11 protein-coding genes are annotated in these 17,552 nt (G+C 54.9%); 3 read left to right on the forward strand and 8 right to left on the reverse strand.

The features are described 5' to 3' along the window. Nucleotides 1-149 precede the first annotated feature (149 nt). Nucleotides 150-3,728, forward strand: a complete 3,579-nt coding sequence (dnaE, locus tag RMSM_RS17770) for a DNA polymerase III subunit alpha (RefSeq protein ID WP_008699140.1) — start codon at nucleotides 150-152, stop codon at nucleotides 3,726-3,728. A gap of 210 nt (nucleotides 3,729-3,938) precedes the next feature. On the opposite strand, the gene RMSM_RS17775 is transcribed toward dnaE, so the two are convergent. From RMSM_RS17775 to RMSM_RS17790, 4 genes are all read right to left on the reverse strand, one after another. Then, entirely contained in the window at nucleotides 3,939-5,321 is a 1,383-nt protein-coding gene (locus RMSM_RS17775; protein WP_008699141.1) for a Gfo/Idh/MocA family protein, read from the reverse strand. 59 nt (nucleotides 5,322-5,380) lie between these two features. Then, on the reverse strand, nucleotides 5,381-6,445 hold the full coding sequence (locus tag RMSM_RS17780) for a formylglycine-generating enzyme family protein (RefSeq protein WP_008699142.1): 1,065 nt from the start codon (nucleotides 6,443-6,445) through the stop codon (nucleotides 5,381-5,383). A gap of 112 nt (nucleotides 6,446-6,557) precedes the next feature. Then, nucleotides 6,558-7,967 (reverse strand): sulfatase, encoded by a 1,410-nt coding sequence (locus RMSM_RS17785; RefSeq protein ID WP_052031686.1) that lies wholly within the window; start codon nucleotides 7,965-7,967, stop codon nucleotides 6,558-6,560. 137 nt (nucleotides 7,968-8,104) lie between these two features. Continuing rightward, nucleotides 8,105-9,007 carry a thiamine-phosphate kinase gene (locus tag RMSM_RS17790; protein ID WP_008699146.1) on the reverse strand — a complete coding sequence of 301 codons (903 nt, stop codon included), beginning with the start codon at nucleotides 9,005-9,007 and terminating at the stop codon, nucleotides 8,105-8,107. A 399-nt stretch (nucleotides 9,008-9,406) separates the two neighbouring features. On the opposite strand from RMSM_RS17790, the gene RMSM_RS17795 reads away from it, so the two are divergent. Continuing rightward, nucleotides 9,407-9,694, forward strand: coding sequence for an SHOCT domain-containing protein (locus RMSM_RS17795; protein WP_008699148.1), 288 nt, complete (start codon nucleotides 9,407-9,409; stop codon nucleotides 9,692-9,694). A 542-nt stretch (nucleotides 9,695-10,236) separates the two neighbouring features. Further along, nucleotides 10,237-11,517, forward strand: coding sequence for an ATP-dependent Clp protease ATP-binding subunit ClpX (gene clpX, locus RMSM_RS17800; RefSeq protein ID WP_008699149.1), 1,281 nt, complete (start codon nucleotides 10,237-10,239; stop codon nucleotides 11,515-11,517). A 497-nt stretch (nucleotides 11,518-12,014) separates the two neighbouring features. On the opposite strand, the gene RMSM_RS17805 is transcribed toward clpX, so the two are convergent. The 4 genes from RMSM_RS17805 to RMSM_RS17820 form a co-directional block, all read right to left on the reverse strand. Next, nucleotides 12,015-13,463 (reverse strand): SHD1 domain-containing protein, encoded by a 1,449-nt coding sequence (locus RMSM_RS17805; RefSeq protein ID WP_160168313.1) that lies wholly within the window; start codon nucleotides 13,461-13,463, stop codon nucleotides 12,015-12,017. Between the two features lie 38 nt (nucleotides 13,464-13,501). Beyond that, complete coding sequence (locus tag RMSM_RS17810; protein WP_008699153.1) at nucleotides 13,502-14,998, reverse strand: DUF1570 domain-containing protein; 1,497 nt, start codon at nucleotides 14,996-14,998, stop codon at nucleotides 13,502-13,504. A gap of 62 nt (nucleotides 14,999-15,060) precedes the next feature. Then, nucleotides 15,061-16,515, reverse strand: a complete 1,455-nt coding sequence (locus RMSM_RS17815; RefSeq protein ID WP_008699156.1) for a DUF1501 domain-containing protein — start codon at nucleotides 16,513-16,515, stop codon at nucleotides 15,061-15,063. A 75-nt stretch (nucleotides 16,516-16,590) separates the two neighbouring features. Further along, the coding region (locus RMSM_RS17820) for a DUF1553 domain-containing protein (RefSeq protein WP_144057746.1) at nucleotides 16,591-17,552 on the reverse strand (962 nt) is incomplete at its 5' end.

Consider the following 17,552-nt stretch of genomic DNA (forward strand, 5'->3'; position numbering starts at 1 on the left):
TAATTCGTAAAAAACGGCAAAAATGCTGCTCGGCCACGTTTTGAGTGCGAAAAATCGTCTGTCAAGTCGATGACCGAAGGACACAGGATTGCTAGGCTAGCCTACAGCCGACGTCTGGCCATGGCACGAAGGAAATGGAGCCCCCCCCTATGAACGCATCGATCATCACCGATTTAAGCCAAGCCGCTTCGCCAACACCGAAGCCGTTTGTCCATCTGCATTGCCATAGCCATTACAGTTTGCTGGACGGAGCCGGCGATATCGGTCGGCTCGTCGATCGTTGTGTCAGCCATGGCATGAACGCGATGGCGTTAACGGATCACGGAAACTTGCACGGTGCGCTAGAATTCTATCGCAAGGCAAAAGGGGCCGGTATCAATCCGATTATCGGTTACGAAGCTTATATCGCGCCGGGCAGTCGATTCGATAAGGGAGGCGCTAGCAGTAGTAAGGACGCCAGCTATCACCTGACCCTGCTGGCAAAAAATCGCGTCGGTTTCGGAAACCTCGTCAAACTGGCCTCCGCCGCTTCGCTCGAAGGGTTCTATTTCAAACCGCGAATCGACAAAGAAATTCTAGAAAAGTACAGCGAGGGGCTGATCTGTTTGTCGGGCTGTGTCAGCAGTGAATTTAGCCGCGCCGTGATGAAGGGCGTCGATACAGCCGAGCATGAAAAGGAAGCGCGGGAAATCGCGGGTTGGTTCCACAAAGTTTTCGATGATCGCTACTTCATCGAAATCATGAACAACGATGTGCAAATCCAAAGGATGCAATTGGAAGGTGCCGTCGATATCGCCAAACGCATGGGATTGCCGTTGGTCGCGACAAGCGATTGTCACTACGTCGATCAAGAGGATTCCGAAGCCCAAGACATCATGTTGTGTATCAACACGGGGCGTTTCCGTACTGACACGTCGCGGTTCAAAATGGAGAACGACCAGTTCTTCTTGCGCAGCCCCGATCAGATGTACGAGAAGTTCCCAGGGCTTGAGGACGCGGTTGCGCGAAGCCAAGAGATTGCCAATACGGTCGATATCGAAATTGAGTTTGGGAAACACTTCTTTCCTAACTTCGAGTGTCCTGATGACATGGCACCGATCGACTATCTGCGTGAGCTGTGTATCCAAGGGTTGCTGAATCGTTATGAAGGCGACTCCGAACGAATCATCGATGGCAAGCTGTCCGACGAAGTGATGGCGCGTTTGGATCGTGAATTGGGCGTGATCGAGAAACTCGGATTCCCGACCTACTTTTTGATCGTCTGGGACTTCGTCAACTACGCTCGCGATCAAGGAATTGCCGCAACCGCTCGTGGTAGCGGTGTTGGGGCGATCGTTTGTTACGCGCTTTACATGTCGCACGTCTGTCCGCTGCGATACGACTTGCTGTTTGAACGGTTCTTGGACGAAAGCCGTACCGAGCCGCCAGATATCGATATTGACTTTGAAAAAGAACGTCGTACCGAGGTCATCGATTATGTGAAACGGCGGTATGGCAGCGAAATGGTTTGCCAAATCGGGACGTTCGGAACGTTGGCGGCTCGCGCGGCGATCAAAGATACCGGCCGCGCTCTAGGGATGCCGCTGGGGCGAGTCAACCAGATCACCGAAATGGTGCCTGACGAGCTGAAGATCACGATCAAAAAGTCACTCGAAAAGAGTGCCGACTTGAAGATGACCTACGACGGCGATCCCGAAGTTCGTGAAATGTTAGACCTGGCGATGAAGATCGAAGGACTGGCACGGAACATTGGAACGCACGCCGCCGCGGTGGTTATCGCCGACAAACCGCTGCCCGAATACGTGCCGCTGACGCGAGTGCCAGGCAAACAGGACGTGATCACGCAGTGGTCGATGAACGACGTCGAGGCGTCGGGGCTGCTGAAGATGGACTTCCTCGGGCTTCGCAACCTGACGATCATGAGTCGCACGGTCAAGCTGATCGAACAGACCACCGGCAAGGTCGTCGATCCGCTCAAGTTCCCACTCGATGACAAAGCCTCTTACGCATTGCTGCAGCGAGGAGAGACCAAAGGGGTATTCCAGCTCGAGTCCGGCGGGATTCGCGATTTGTTGACGCGGATGAAGCCTGACCAGTTCAGCGACATCATCGCGACCGCCGCTCTGTATCGACCGGGACCGCTCGAAGGCGGGATGGTTGACGATTACGTGAATATCAAACACGGTCGTCAAGAGCCCGAATACAAGCACCCCGTGCTCAAAGAAATTCTTGAAGAGACCAACTCGATCATGGTCTATCAAGAACAAGTGATGCGGATTCTAAACCGGCTGGGGAATGTGCCTCTCTCCAAAGCCTACACGTGTATTAAGGCGATCAGTAAGAAGAAAGAGGCATTGATCAACCAGAACCATGATATTTTCATTGCCGGAAGTGTCGAAAATGGTCTGTCCGAAAAAGACGCGGAAGATATTTGGAATCTGATCGTCAAGTTTGCGGGCTACGGTTTCAATAAATCGCACAGTACCGCGTACGCGTTGATCGCGTTTCAAACGGCCTACCTCAAGGCCCATTACCCCGTCGAGTTCATGGCGGCACTGCTGTCGAGCGATATCTCGGGACGTAACTTTAAGCGTAAAGATGCGTTGATCGAGCACATCGAGGATTGCGAGCGGATGAACATCGAGGTCGTCAACCCCGATGTGAACCGCAGCGATTCAGACTTCTCCGTTGCTGATGGTAAAATCTTCTTTGCACTTTCGGCCATCAAGGGCTGTGGAGGAGCCACCGCAATCTCGGTTGCCGAAGAACGCAAAAAGAACGGGCCGTACAAAGATATCTATGACTTCTGTGAACGCGTTGATCAATCGGCTTGTAACAAGTCAGCGATCGAAACGTTGGTCAAGGCCGGCGCGATGGATTGCTTTGGCGCCAAGCGAAGCCAATTGGTTGCCGTGATCGAACGAGCGTTGCAGTCGGGAGCCGCCATCCAAGCAGATAAAAAGAGCGGGCAAGCCAGTTTGTTTGGCGCGTTTGAAGACGAAGAGGAGGAAGAGGACGAGAAGGCGTCGGCGCCACTTCCGGAAATGGACGAGTGGCCTGAGCGAGAAAAATTGATCTACGAAAAGGAAGTCCTCGGCTACTATCTCGATAGCCATCCGTTGGCTGAGTTCGAACCCAAGCTAGCTACCTTCCGAACGCACACAACCGATAAACTGGGCGATATCAAAGACCGTGGCGAAGTGACGCTGGGCGGAATGATCAGCTCGATCAAGATTGCTCATACTAAAAATCCCAAGCCAGGTGCTCCGTCGAAGTACGCCAACTTTGACCTCGAAGACATGCAAGGTGCGATCCGCTGTATCGTGTGGCCCAAAGGCTTCGCCGATATCGGACACCACGTGGTCCCCGATGCGGTGGTTTTGGCGAAAGGAAAAGTCGACCGTCGCGGCGGAGGCGACGAGGCCAACTTGATCGTCGACGAATTGATCCCGCTCGAAGGCCTCGGTCAGCGGTATACCCACGGTATGCGATTGCGACTTGACGAAGCAACTCATACGCCCGAGACGATGACACGGCTCCGCGAGATCTTGCGAGGCTACCCAGGATCTCAAGAAATGATGTTCAGCTTGGCGCTAAACGAAGGCGAGGTCGTGCATCTGAAGAGTGAAAAGTACCGCGTCGAGATCACCGAAGAACTTCGCGCTCGTGTGGACGATTTGCTGGGTGCCGGGCACTACAAATTGATGATGACCAAGCCGTCGCGGTAAACAAAAGTCGCCATTCACGTAGCGAAACTCGCTAGCCCCGGTTGGATGGTAACGAAACCGAGGCTAGCGGGCTGTTGATTCAATCGAAATGCAAATCGCATTGGTGAGCCGAGGGCCGTAAGGCGCCGGGTAATGCGTGGACCCCGGCCGCTGACGCGCGAGCGACTCACTAAAACCACGACTCACAAACTTCAACCGATTCGGTTTGGCTTACAGGTACTCTTGCTTCTTGACCAAGCCAGGCATCGGAATGCTGTAGCGGCCGTCGGGGTTCGCTTTCAGCGGCGAATCCGACCCTAGCGTCAAGTCGGCAATGTTGGGCGCGAATTCGTGATCGTGGCTCATGAACTTCTCGAGCGTGATCTCTTGTCCCGTATGAGCCGCCATGCGGCCCATTGACGTGACCGCGCTGGCCATCACACCCCGCTGGACTTCGTTGTACGGGGTGTCGTCACGAATCGCGGCGATCAAATCGTTCCATTCCAATTGGTACGGGTTTTCTTCGCGTTCGGGCCAATCCCATAACAGCTTGCTCTTGTCCATGTTGTGCCCTTCGTAAATTCGGCTTTTCGCGGGCGTATGAGACGCCGACGAGATCACCGCCAATCCCTTGCTGCCGTGCGCGTAGCTAGCGAATTCCTGTTTGCATCCCGCGATTGTGCGTCCGTCCACCAACAACTTCGCACCATCGGCAAACGTGTATTCCATCCCATAGGAATCAAAGTTTTGGTCGATCATGTCGCCGCGGTAATGACGGCCACCCACGGCGTGAACGCGAACCGGCCAATCGTTTTTCATCCAGCAAGCTTCGTCGATGTTGTGAATCAAGAAATCGCTGACCGCACCACCACTGAGCCACAAGAATCCGTGGAAATTCTTGATCTGATATTGCAGTTCACTCAGATCGGTGTTGTTGGGCGGCACCGCAGCCGAGGCGGTTGGACCGGCCATCCGGTAGGCCCGCAAAAGCGACACGTCGCCGATTTCACCATTTTGAATTCGATCAAACAGCTCTTGTCGCACTTTACAGTGACGGCACATCAACCCCACGCCAACCTTCAAGTTTTTGTCCAACGCTTTTTTGTTGATCTCTAACATCCGCGCCGATGTGGGCGCGTCGATCGTGACCGGTTTCTCCATAAACACGTTCATCCCCTTTTCGATCGCGTAGGTGTAATGCACCCAGCGGAATCCCGGAGGAGTCGCGAAGATCACAACGTCGCCGGGACGCAGGCAATCGATCGCCTTTTTGTAGCCGTCAAAACCAATGAATTGACGTTCTTCGGGAACGTCGACCTTGCTGCCAACGCGTTTGTGCTTTGATAGCGATGTGTGTGTGCTCCTGATGTTCTTTTCAAAGACATCAGCCAATGCAACCAGTTGAATCGGTCCGTTTTCGACGGACAATGCGTTGAGTGCTGCACCCGTACCGCGGCCTCCGCAACCGACCAACGCGACCCGGATAGTGTTGTCTTCGGCTGCATGTACATGCTGGGCCGATGCCGCAACCAAGGTCGTCGCCGCAGCCACTTGGCCAGTACTCTTGATGAAATCCCGGCGTGATGAACCGGTGGACTTGTTTTCTAATTTCATATCAGCGTTCCGCAGGTAGGAGGGGAGGAGAGGGAGATAAAGCGAGATTGAACGTTGGATTATTCCACAGGATCTAGTTGCACCGGAGCGGTTTTGTCCCATTTGTTGGCTTTTTCGTCTGCCGTCGGCTCGATAAGCGGCCGGACCACACGGAAGCCCACGCCCTGTGCATCGGTCAGATACCAGATGCTCTGCGGTAGCTGCGGATCCTGCTCTTTCCACTCTTCGCTGGATCCTTCGCGAACGCCGCTGCGAAGCATATCAGGATCATCGTCCCAACCGCCGCCGCGTACGATCCGCGGATACAGCGTGCTGGGGATCGCCAACGGGTTTTTGATTTTGGGATGCTGCGAATAGAAGTTATCAACGTATTGGTCTAGCACCCATTCGGCCACGTTGCCGTGCATGTCATACAATCCCCATGGGTTGGGCTTCTTTTGGCCCACTTCGTGATAAGCATCGTCGCTGTTATCAAAATACCAGGCGTAGTCATCAAGTTGTTCGGGATCATCGCCGAACGAATAGGCTGTTTCGGTTCCCGCGCGAGCGGCGTATTCCCATTCAGCCTCGGTGGGCAAACGGTAGTAGCGGCCTGTTTTTGCCGACAACCATTTACAAAACGTACGCGCGGCGTGTTGCGTCATGCTGATCGCGGGATAGCGTTCCTTGCCCATCCCAAAGCTCATGTCCGTGTAAGGTTCGGTCGGCTTGGATATGCCATCGACCAATTCGTCTCGCGGCGTGGCGGGGATCGACAACATCGTCCGACGCCGTTGATCCATCTGCTCGCTCCAGACATCGTATTGGTCCCAAGTGATTTCGTACTTGCCCATCCAAAAGGGATCGACCGTGACTTCATGCTGTGGGCCTTCGTCCTCGTTGCGGTCCGCTTCGCTCTCGGGGGTGCCCATCGTGAACGTGCCGCCTTGGATCGGAACCATTTCGATCGCTAATTCGGTATGTTCGATCGGTTCCGCATACGGTTTCATCTCCGCTTCGGTTGCGGCAACGGCGTTGGGAACATCCAGCACTGCGTCGTCCGCCGCATTAGAAAGTGACGCGAACACGAGCACAAAAGCGGCGACTGTCGCGAGTCGTGAACCGGTTTGAGGGGTCGAAAGCATCGTCCGAGGTGGGTTAAGGTGGGAATGAGAGGCGAGAGTGTGAAGCCATTATAGCCACAACACTGTGAGGTGTGTGTTAAATGTCGGTGACTTCCCGAGGCAGCCGGTGCGACTACAGATCGTTGTTGCGGACTTCGGCTAGCCGGGCGGCGAGTTTGCGTTGAAAGTCTTTGACCATGGACGCGTAGGCTTTGTCCGACGCCAAGTTGGTGTACTGTTTGGGATCACGGCGGACGTCAAATAATTCGATCCCCCCCGACGCGTCTTCGTTGTACTGAATGTAGGCCCAATCGTTTTCACGCAGCAGGAAACCTTTTCGCATCGGGGCGACGCTAAAGGCGGCTTCACGAACGGTGACGCTCGGATCATCCAGCATCGGCGAGATGTCTTTGCCTTGCAGACGCTCGGGGATCGGCATGCCACAGAGCGCCGCGGTGGTGGGGTACAAATCAATCAGCTCAACAAGGCTGTCGCACACCGCTGGCTGTTTGCCGGGGACGCTGATGATCAGCGGGACCGACGCGGATTCGTCCCGCAGGCTGACCTTGGCCCAAAAGTCGTGTTCGCCGAGATGGTAGCCATGATCGCTGGTGAAGATCACGATCGTGTTGTCTCGTTGTCCCGAGGCGTCGAGCGCTGCGAGCACCTTGCCGACTTGGGCGTCCATAAACGCAACCGACGCATAATAGCCACCCACTGCTTTTTTCTGGCGGCGAACATCCATTTGCATGTTCAGGCTGGTCTTGTAATTGATGCCCGCTTTGGGAATGTCGTCCCAATCGCCATCCACTTTTTCAGGTAGCGACATCGACGCGAACGGTTTGAACGGTTCGTAATACGGACGCGGCGCGACGAAGGGAACGTGAGGGCGAACAAAACCCACGCCCAGCCAAAACGGATTGTCGCTGTGTTGCCCAATCAATTCGACCGCTTTGGCGGCGGTTTTGCCATCGCTGTGAACATCGTCGTCTCCATCCGCTTCGACGACCACAAACGTGTTGCCACCGACCACCGGTTTTTTGCCATTAGGATTGCGTTCCAATGTTTCACCGTCGCCCGCCGCCTTCCATTCGGGGCCTGGGCTATTGAATCGTTCGTTCCAACTGCGTTCGTCATCGGCTTCGTTGCCCCCTTTCTCGATCCCTCCCGGTACGCCCATATGAAAGATCTTGCTTACCCGCGCCGCGTAATAACCACGGTCCTTAAAATACTCTGACCACATCGCACGGTCGCCGATCTGAGGCCGCGGATTCTTGTAACCCAGCACACCGGTCGCGTGCGGGTAGTAGCCCGACATAAACGACGCCCGCGAAGGCCCACAATAGGTGCCTTGGCAATAGGCTCGGGTGAACCGTGTCCCTCGCGCGGCCAACGCATCAATGTTCGGCGTCTGGCAAACCGTGTTGCCGTAGCAAGACAACGCGGTGGAGGTGAGGTCGTCCGAGATGATGAACAGGACGTTGAATTTGCGCGGCGGTTTTGCTGTCGCTTCGTTCGCATCACTTGCCGGTGATGCGAACACGAGACAAGCAATTACAACGAAAAGTCCAACGAGGCGACCGAGCGAAACATTCATGAAAAAGCACCGGAGGTGGGAGGTGGGAGGTGGGAGGTGGGAGGTGGGAGGTGGGAGGTGGCGTTTTGCAGGACCTTGGGGGACTAATGAATATAACCTTGCGGTGAGAGCCGTACCAGTTTTGCGGCGACTCGCTTCCAAAGTCCGGTGCGGCCCAGGATTTTGCCAATTTGAGTGATCTCGCACTCATGGTCCATCGCCAGCACCTTATCCGCATCCGCTTGGCTCATGGTCAGGATCAGCTCAAAATCTTCGCCATCGCTCCAGGCGTGTTCAAACGGCGTGCGGCCACTTTTTTCGGCCAACATGATCGCGTCGTCGTGAATTGGGATCGCGGGAATGTTCAGCTCGACCCCAACCCCGCTGGCGGCACACAGACGATCGAGGTCCAGCGACAACCCGTCGCTGATGTCGATCGCGGCGTGCACGTCGACGCATTCGCGCAGTCGATTGGCGAGATCCACCCGGGGGGTGGGACGCAAGTGTCGACCCAAGATGCTGCCGCCGACAAAACCGGTCACCAGCACGGCGTCGTTCTCTTGGGCTCCGCTTCGCAGCCACGGATTTCCGGCCGGCACGTCGCCAAGCAGCGTGATGCTGACGCTCAAAGGGCCGTTATAGGTCGAGATGTCACCTCCGGCGATCGCGACCTGGAATTCCGCCGCCGCTTGCAAAATCCCCTCATAGACGTCACCGGCAATTCGCGTCGCGTTTGGCTTGGGGAGTGCCAAAGTGACCAATGCCGACTTGGGCACCGCGCCCATCGCGGCGATATCGCTCAGATTAATCGCCATCGCCTTGTAGCCAGCGTCGGCGTAGTCATGTTCGCTCGAATCAAAATCGACGCCGTCAATGATTTGGTCGGTACAGGCGATCAGGTTGGCTTGTGGAGGCTCGATGACGGCGGCGTCGTCCCCGATTCCCACAGCGACTTGGGGCAGCGAGCGGCAGCGACCGCGAAGATAGGCAAGAAAAGAGTGTTCCATGTTGAAATTGCGTGTTTTCGAGGGGGAAAGTGGCATTCGAGAACCGCCCCGCGACTCGCAAATCGCCGATTGCGAGCGAGAAAGCGGTGAAATAGACGTCATTTCGGTCCAAAAGTGAGGATGACGCCCAGAAGTGTCCCCCGCCGATCCCCAACACACAATCCCAGCACCCCACTTCCCCCGTTTCCCCCACCTCGCCCGTGGAACATCGGCCGATTTTGTGTGAAACTAGAAAAACAGGGGACATCTTGCGAAAATTGCTGGACCATCCTTGGTGGACACTCCTATTATTCGGTTGTCCCCAAGCCAAGCCACTGGCCGCATCCCTCTGACTGAACTCGTCAAAAACACTCAGTCACGATTTGCCAACGAGACTACAGGGCTAGGGAGCTACCGGTTATGCCTGATTTTTTTCTCAACACGACCGTACAAGCTGGGCTTTCCGTTCTGGTCTTATGCATCCTGATTGCCGCCGGATTTTATCTTGTGTCAAGCTATCGGGACTACAACGCCAAGGACGGGGAACCAGTCTACGAGACGCTAGCAAATTTGAAAGAAATGCATCTCCGGGGTGAGATCAGCGAAGAAGAATACCGAACTATAGAAGCGACAACCCAACGTCAACTAGCAGACCGAATGCAAAACGACCCTTCAACGTCTTCGGGCGACGAAGGGACGAAAGCCTGAGTGATCTGAACAATCCGTCCGAGACTCCTTTCCCGTTACGATGTCAAGCAGCCCTTTGTGGTTGTCGATCTTGTAACAATCTCGCAGCGGACTGTTCTCCACTGGGGCATTCGCGAAGCATCAACCAATTGCGGGTGAAGCTTGTCGAATTAGCTCGGTAGTCTAGTCTTGAATTGGGACAATCTTTTCGAACGAATGACCCTTCCATATCCATGTGGGCGTTCAATCGGAAAACTATATATTTCGTTTAATTAGAATCAAACCACAATCGGCTCGAGTCTTTCGAGGAAACGGATGGCCTGAGGGTGTCTGTTTTTTTCGGCCACATTGCGGTTCGCTACGTCATGCTACGTTGCGGGCTGCAATATTCTGGTCGGCAAAGACGTCACCAAAAGCATTCGAGCCCGTGGCCCTAACCGTTTGACGCGTTGTTGATCTCACGTGGGTGTGATCTACGGCGAGCGCAGAGCCTCGGCTCATGAAACGCGCGTTAGTCGTTACTACAGCCCACATCAGACCAACAACACAACCAGGAGCCGTGTATGACCTCGAAAGAAACCCCAACTTCGCGTCGTGGAAGTTCGACCAACAAAAAGAATGCATTCTGTTCTTTCTGTCGCAAGAGCTACCGTGATGTGGGACCGCTCGTCGAAGGCCCAGGTGACGTGTACATCTGTGGCGAGTGCATCGAGCTGTGTCAGTCGATTCTGGATCAAGAACAGCGTCGACGTGGGCCAAGCAAGTCGCTGTTCAGCGACATTCCCGCGCCCAAAGACATTGTCGAACACCTCGACAATTATGTGATTGGTCAAGGCGCTGCCAAACGCGTGCTCGCGGTTGCGGTGCACAATCACTACAAACGCCTCAATAGCGAATGGGAAGGCAATTCGGACGTCGAGATCGAAAAGAGCAACATTCTGTTGGCCGGACCGACCGGTAGCGGAAAGACATTGCTCGCTCGTTCGCTCGCCCGCATGTTGAATGTTCCTTTCGCCATCGGCGATGCCACCACGCTGACCGAAGCCGGTTACGTGGGTGAAGATGTTGAGAACCTACTGCTGAAACTGTTGCACGCCGCCGATTTTGATGTCGAAGCCGCACAGCGTGGGATTCTGTACATCGACGAAGTCGACAAGATCGGTAAGACCAGTGCGAATGTCTCGATCACGCGTGACGTTTCCGGCGAAGGGGTTCAGCAGAGCCTCTTGAAGATGCTCGAAGGCACCGTGGCAAACGTTCCACCGCAAGGCGGACGCAAGCATCCCGAACAGCAATACATCCAGCTCGATACAAGCAACATCTTGTTCATCGTGGGTGGAACGTTTGTTGGGATCGAAGACATCATTCGCAAACGCATGGGACATCGTACCCTTGGGTTCGGTGGAGGTGCCGGGCACCGTAACGAGCAAACCGATTCGGAATTGCTCGCCAACGTGCAAACCGAAGACATTTTGCAGTTCGGTCTGATTCCCGAGTTGATCGGACGATTGCCAGTGGTCAGCTACTTGCAGCCGCTCGACGAAGACGGTCTTGTGCGTGTGATGAAAGAGCCTAAGAACGCGTTGGTGAAACAGTATCAAGCCCTTTTCCAAATGGAAAATTGCGACTTGAAGTTCACTGACGGAGCACTTCGCATGGTGGCTCAACGAGCATTGGAGAAAGGCGTCGGGGCTCGCGGGCTACGAGGCATTCTCGAAGAGGTGATGTTGGACATCATGTACGATCTGCCAGGCCAAGAGGCAGGCAGCGTCTACACGATTGACGAGACCGTGGTCAGCGGATCACGCAAGTTGTTCCAGATGCCGACGACCAAAAGTGCCTAGTCGAGCCAACGCTCGGTAGCGGATTTTAGAAGCACTGCATCACGATTCACAGCGAAGCGAAAACGCCATGGCAGCCATCCAAAGGTTGCCGTGGCGTTTCGTCGTTAGTGTCGCTCGGCTCTCGGGACGTCGACTTTCCAAGTGACGCATTAGGTCGAAGCGGAAGTCGTCAAGACTGTCGTTGTTTGAGTACCCAGTCCCAGTCTCCTAGCCACGGTAGTGGCGTCAGCACTTAGCCCCATGTGTAAACATGGGGGTTTGGTTGTCTTAACCCCGCCGAAGCCGCGGTAGCGGCGAAAGCAATCAATGCCAACATGTTGCGCGTGGCGACTGACGGAGTGCCAATCGCAACGCGATGACATGCAATAACCACGGACGCAAGTATACTGACTTGGATAGTTAACACCATTCGAGAAACGGCACCAGTTAATAATGGGATAACCACCTCAATTTGGAATGGTGGAAAAAGGGGGGCGGACACCGTTTTGTGGTTTGGGTCATTTGTCGGGTTTGCCGAAGGTGGTGGCGAAGTCGATGTCGGTTTCGCTAAGTCGATTCAGCGGGATCGTGATCGTTTGCCCGTTGTCGGTGCGTCGCAGTGTGACTCGGTCATCGGCGTGACTGACCAGCACGGCATCGACCTTGAAACTTCCACTCGCATCGCTCCAGGTTCTTGGCATCAGGGTTGCCAGATGACGCAGCGTGTCCCAGCGAGTCGAGAGGCTCTTCAGGGCCGAGGTGACCTCGCGAGCCTGCTTGGCCAATTCGGCATCATCTGATTTTTCTTTCTCGGCAAAGCGAGCGAGGGTTTTGCGGAGCGTCTGCTGAAGCAATGAATTGTATGGCGGCGGAGCGGACACGTCGGCTCGCTGTTTCAGCTCGGCATCGAGTTCCGGCTTTCGGCCGACCAATTGTCGCTGCATCGCTAATTGGTGTTGTGATTCGAGTCGAGGTAACACTTCGGCAGACAAAGCTTCGTCGGTGGGCAAGAATCCATTGTCGAAAAACGCTTGCCGCCATTCGCCTAGGTAGTGATAACCAACGCGGACCGAAAATGGACCGGCAGCATCAAAGTACGGCGCTCCTTCGAACTGGAAATCGCTGTTGCCGCGATAGGGCATTGACAGCTCGGTCGAAAATTCACCAAACCCGCTTCCCGAAAGCAGGATTTTGATTCCCGCCGTGGTGCCTCCGGCTTGCTCGAACTCGCGGTCAAACGCGACAAGTCCCTCGCCGCTAGCTTTTCGCGGAGTGATGACCGACAACACCGACGCCTCGGTCGTGCGAACATCGTCGTTGCCAAAGTCCGCTTTGAACTCAAACGTGTCTTTGTAACTGAACGAAGTTTCGGCGTTACCGGCCGGAGGAAGTCGCATCAGCGGCACCTTGGCGATTTGTCCCAACAGCAGCGGCATGTTTCCAGGCCCCGCGATCTGGGTGATTTCGCCCTGGGCCGATACCGAGATTTGGCCCTCGCAGAACTGAAACAGTCCCGGATAGTGATCGACTTTGGTGATGAAGTCTTGATCGGCAAGTCGACTACGCAAACGCATCCGCTTTTGCATTTCTGCGGCGTGCGGGGGCAAGCCGGGTGGCACGGCGATGTCTTCCTCCGGCGGTCGAGCTAGTCGCGAGCGTTTTGATTCGATCCAGTGTTGCAGCGAAGATCTGCTCCAGGGTTTCGACCCGTAGAACGGGACGCTGTAGTAGGTCGCCGTCCAGCCGGCCGCGTCCGAATGAGTCACATCGAAATGCAGGCGACAACGTTGATTCAAGATCGATTTGGGACCGCGGTTGCCGGACACGTCCATTACACGAACTTCGATCCCGTACAGATAGCTTTCGCCTACCACCGGTCGGTACACTGCGTCTTGAGCAAACGCACTGCGAGCGACCGAGTCCCCTAACCCGGTTGCCCACGACATCATGCATATCACAATCGCCATGGACCGAATGCATTTGGTTGTCGCAGATGGTGTCGCGATCATCGAATTTCCTCGGCCAATCGTTCCATATCGGTTCGCAACGACCGCATGTACCGCCGCCATTCCAGTTCCAATGTGGTTCGATCCCCAAAGCATTCGTCAAAGGTGGCGACCAACTTCTCGGCTCTGGCTTTAAGCGATTCGGGGTCGGTGATTTCGATATCGATTTCTTGGATTTCACGATAGAATTTGATCAGTTGATCAAACCGTTCGTGGAACAAAAAATGGGTCAGCGCCCAAGCTTGGCCATAGGCGGGCAATTGGTTACCCAGCATGCCTTCGATCGCAAAGCCAAGATCCGAAACGATGAAATCAATTCCGCCGCGTACGGGATCACCTTCGAGCACGCGGTAGTACCCAATACGGTCGCGATCGACGACACCCACACCGCTCCAACGTGCCATCTTGGAAGACTCGAAAAACGAGGCCAGCCCTTCGTGGACCCAACGCACGAACACACCATCACTGGGGAACAGATCGGTATTGCCAGCTAATTGGTGGACCGCTTCGTGCGAGACGACGCTGATGTCTTCGCTTTCGCGTTCGATGTCGATCAGCAATTCGACCGTGTTGGCAAATCGGATCAGTTCGCCGCCACCCTGCACGCGGTTGCGGCGGACGTCTTGTTTCATCCCGTCAAACATTTCATTCAACTTTTGCAGCTGTTGAAACATTGGGGTGGTGCCGGAATCGTAAAAGATCGAAATGTTTTCTTTGGGCAGATAGAATCCCGCGACTTGTCGCAACCCCATCCCCAGCCGTTTTTCCATCTGCATGAAATCGGCATGTTGGCTGAACAGCACGACGGCCAACGGGTCGGTGGGCGGACGCAGGAACAATCCTTCGAAGGCAAAGGTCAGGAAATACGATTCGTAAACCTTTTCCAGCAGTTCCAAACGCATTTCCGGACGTGTCTTGCGAGTGCGAGGGTCCTTTTCGTTGTCGCCATCATGCAGCAAAAAGAAATGCTTGCTGCGGGAAAGCTGCATCGATTTGCCACCGACCAATTCGCGTGCGTCCGATTCGATCGTTTGGTTTTGAGCAACCGGTCGGTTTAGGTAGTACATCAATCCGGCGAGTTTACGGATTTTCGCGTGACTGGAGTCCAATTTCCAGGCCGCACTGAGCAGCGATTTGCACTCGTCAAGCAAACCGTTGTGCAGTGCCCATTTGGCGGTTTCGAGCATCGTGTCGACGTCTTTGCTTTGCGTCGCTTCACGCAGCTTTTTGGCAAACACCGCCTCGGTGGTGGGCAGTTTCAGGACCTGGATGTCTTTGGCGTTAAAATAGAGTGACCCGCGTGGATGCCGATGCGTGGCGGTACCGCCAGGGTTGTACGTCACGCTGCCTTCGAGCATGATCGACAAGTCGCTGCCGGGAAGTGTGTAGAGTGTATAATCCGCCCGGCAATGAGTTTGCGGAAGGAAGAGAACGGCACAACAAATGAATGCCGTGTGAACCGCGATGTTCGAAAAGAAATGGACGCAGGGTCTCATGCGTGATGGCCTCGGAGTGAGCATTTGGTCGCATCCGAGTATGGGGGGCACGCAAGGCAAAGTCAAGCAAACAGTGCTTCAACTGCTTGCCCTTTTCCGTCTTTGGTCACGTAGAATGGGCGTGCTTCGATATCAAAGCCGGTTCGCGGACTGATCCCCATCGCCGTCATGATCGTGGCATGCAAATCTTCGATCGAAACGGGATCTTCGATGGCCACAAGAGGACGTTCCGGTGCAGTGGCTCCGTATAGAAAACCTGACTTCATGCCGCCGCCAAACAACAACACGCTTGATCCCGCCGTGAAATGTCGGTGTAGTCCATAGTGTTTCATTTCAGCGACTGTGTCCACTTTTTCGCGAGCTTGGTCGTTGGCGTTGGATCCGGGTTGTCCCTCCATCAACGCATCGCGGCTGAATTCCGAGGCCACGATGACAAGGGTTCGGTCGAGCAGTTTGCGCTGATCCAAATCGAGGATCAATTGTGCAATCGGCTGATCCACTTCACTGTGCATGCGGGCCATCGTCGTGTGCCCGTCGTTATGAGTGTCAAAATGCAAAAAGGGGACATATTCTGTGGTGACTTCGACGAATCGTGTTCCGGCTTCGACCAATCGACGGGCTAACAAGCATCCTTGGCCAAAACGCGTGGAGTTGTACTTTTGGGCAACCTCGCGAGGTTCAAGCGAGATGTCAAATGCCTCACGCTCTTTGGAACTGAGCAGCCGATAGGCGTTGTCAAAGGATCGCAGCATCGATTCCTGATGATAGTCGCTCATGAATTCTCGCTGCGGGCTTTGGTCGACCAATCGTCGAAACAGCTTGTTGCGGTTGGCAAACCGCTGAGCATCCATGCCCTTGGGAGGACGAACCGATACCGCAGCACGATCCGGGTAGGGCAAATTCATTGGCCCATATTCACTGCCGAAAAACCCGGCGGTGGTGAATGCTTTTAGTTCTTCGCTTTCACCCACCCCTTCGAGTCGTTGGCCGATGTTGACAAACGCGGGCATCACTTCGTTGCGCGGCCCCAGCACGCGGGCCATCCACGAACCGATATGGGGCGCAGCAACCGTTTGCGGCGGAACGTAGCCGGTGTGCCAGTGGTATTGGTGTCGTGAATGCAGGATGCTGCCAAGGTCCGGTTGCACGTGAGAACGAATCAATGTCGCGCGGTCCATTACACCCGCGATATTTTCCAGCCCTTTGCAGATTTTGATATGGTCCACGGCGGTATCAATCGCCGGGAACGTGCTCAGCATATCGGATACCTTCAATCCCTTTTTAAATGGATGGTACCGTTTCGGGTCCAAAGTGTCCGGCGCCGCCATCCCGCCTGCTAACCAGATCAATATGCAGGCGTCGGCGGTCGGTTGGGGATGTTCCACTTGGTCCATCGCCGAGACGAATTGCTGGGGGACGCCGGACGCCATGGCGGCAAGGGATGCTGCGGAAAGTTGCCGCAAAAACTCGCGACGCACCAGGGATTCAGGACGCTGAGGATCGTCTTGGAAATGCATAACAGTGACTCAAGGTTAAGTTCGTTTCGAACGTGTTTCTGTGTGAATCGGAAACGCCCATTAGGCGGTTCGGCGTCAACGAATCAGCATGAATTCGGGCAGCATACAGATCGCCCACAATGCGTCTTGCAGTTGTGCGGTGGTTGGCGAATCTCCTAGAACATCGCGAAATAATGCCGCTTCCGATTTCGTTGGGGCACGAGTGAGCGCGGATTGAAACAAGTGGTATACGAGTTCGTCGGTCGAGTTCCACGTATCGTCATTCCAGCGATCGGCTCCGGTGGCAAACGCCTCGGCAAGCGAGGGTTCATTCGCAAGATCAATCGCTTCGAGCGTGGTCAGACTACTTGGCCGCATGGAAACGATTTGGTCGCGGATCGGTCGACCGAGCGATTGCATCAAGGCGTTGTTTTTCATCAGTGACGCGCGAACCATCGGCATGTGACGCGACGAACCGGTGACGTTTGCGAGCGTCGCGGCGGCTTCGCGATGAATCAAATCGCTCCACGCGTTGACCGGTTGCACCACCGAAACTTTGTTCCAGCCCTCGGTGGGGGCCTTCGGACGAGCGTTCTTGGGGTGAGGAAGGGGCTTGGCGATGTCGGGATGGAATTCCCATGACGGATCGCTGACGATCGATAGCTGAGTTTGATCTTCGAGCAATAGTTTTGCTGCAAAAAACAGACCCGCGGCGTTGGGGGTGTTCCCCGCGTTTTTGGCTTGAAACAACAGTTCGTTGCTTCCTTTGCGTAGCAAGTTCGCCAACTCAATCGATTGTAGGCTGGTCCAATCGTTCGACGAGCCTGCTTTGGTGCCGTTGACGTACAGGGCGAATTCGTTGTCACAGGTCAGTACGGATCCGCTTTGTAAAACTTCGCTCGGCAAATCAAATTTTTTGCGAATCCACATTTCTTGATTCGCGGGAGCGGCGTGTCCGTTGCGGCCCCCCCAAATCCATTTGGCATTGGATATCACCGAATCGACGGCGTTGGAATCATCTGCACTCGGCGAGATAACATGACGCGAGACGGGGGCGT

The organism is Rhodopirellula maiorica SM1, assembly GCF_000346295.1.
Lineage (GTDB): Bacteria > Planctomycetota > Planctomycetia > Pirellulales > Pirellulaceae > Novipirellula > Novipirellula maiorica.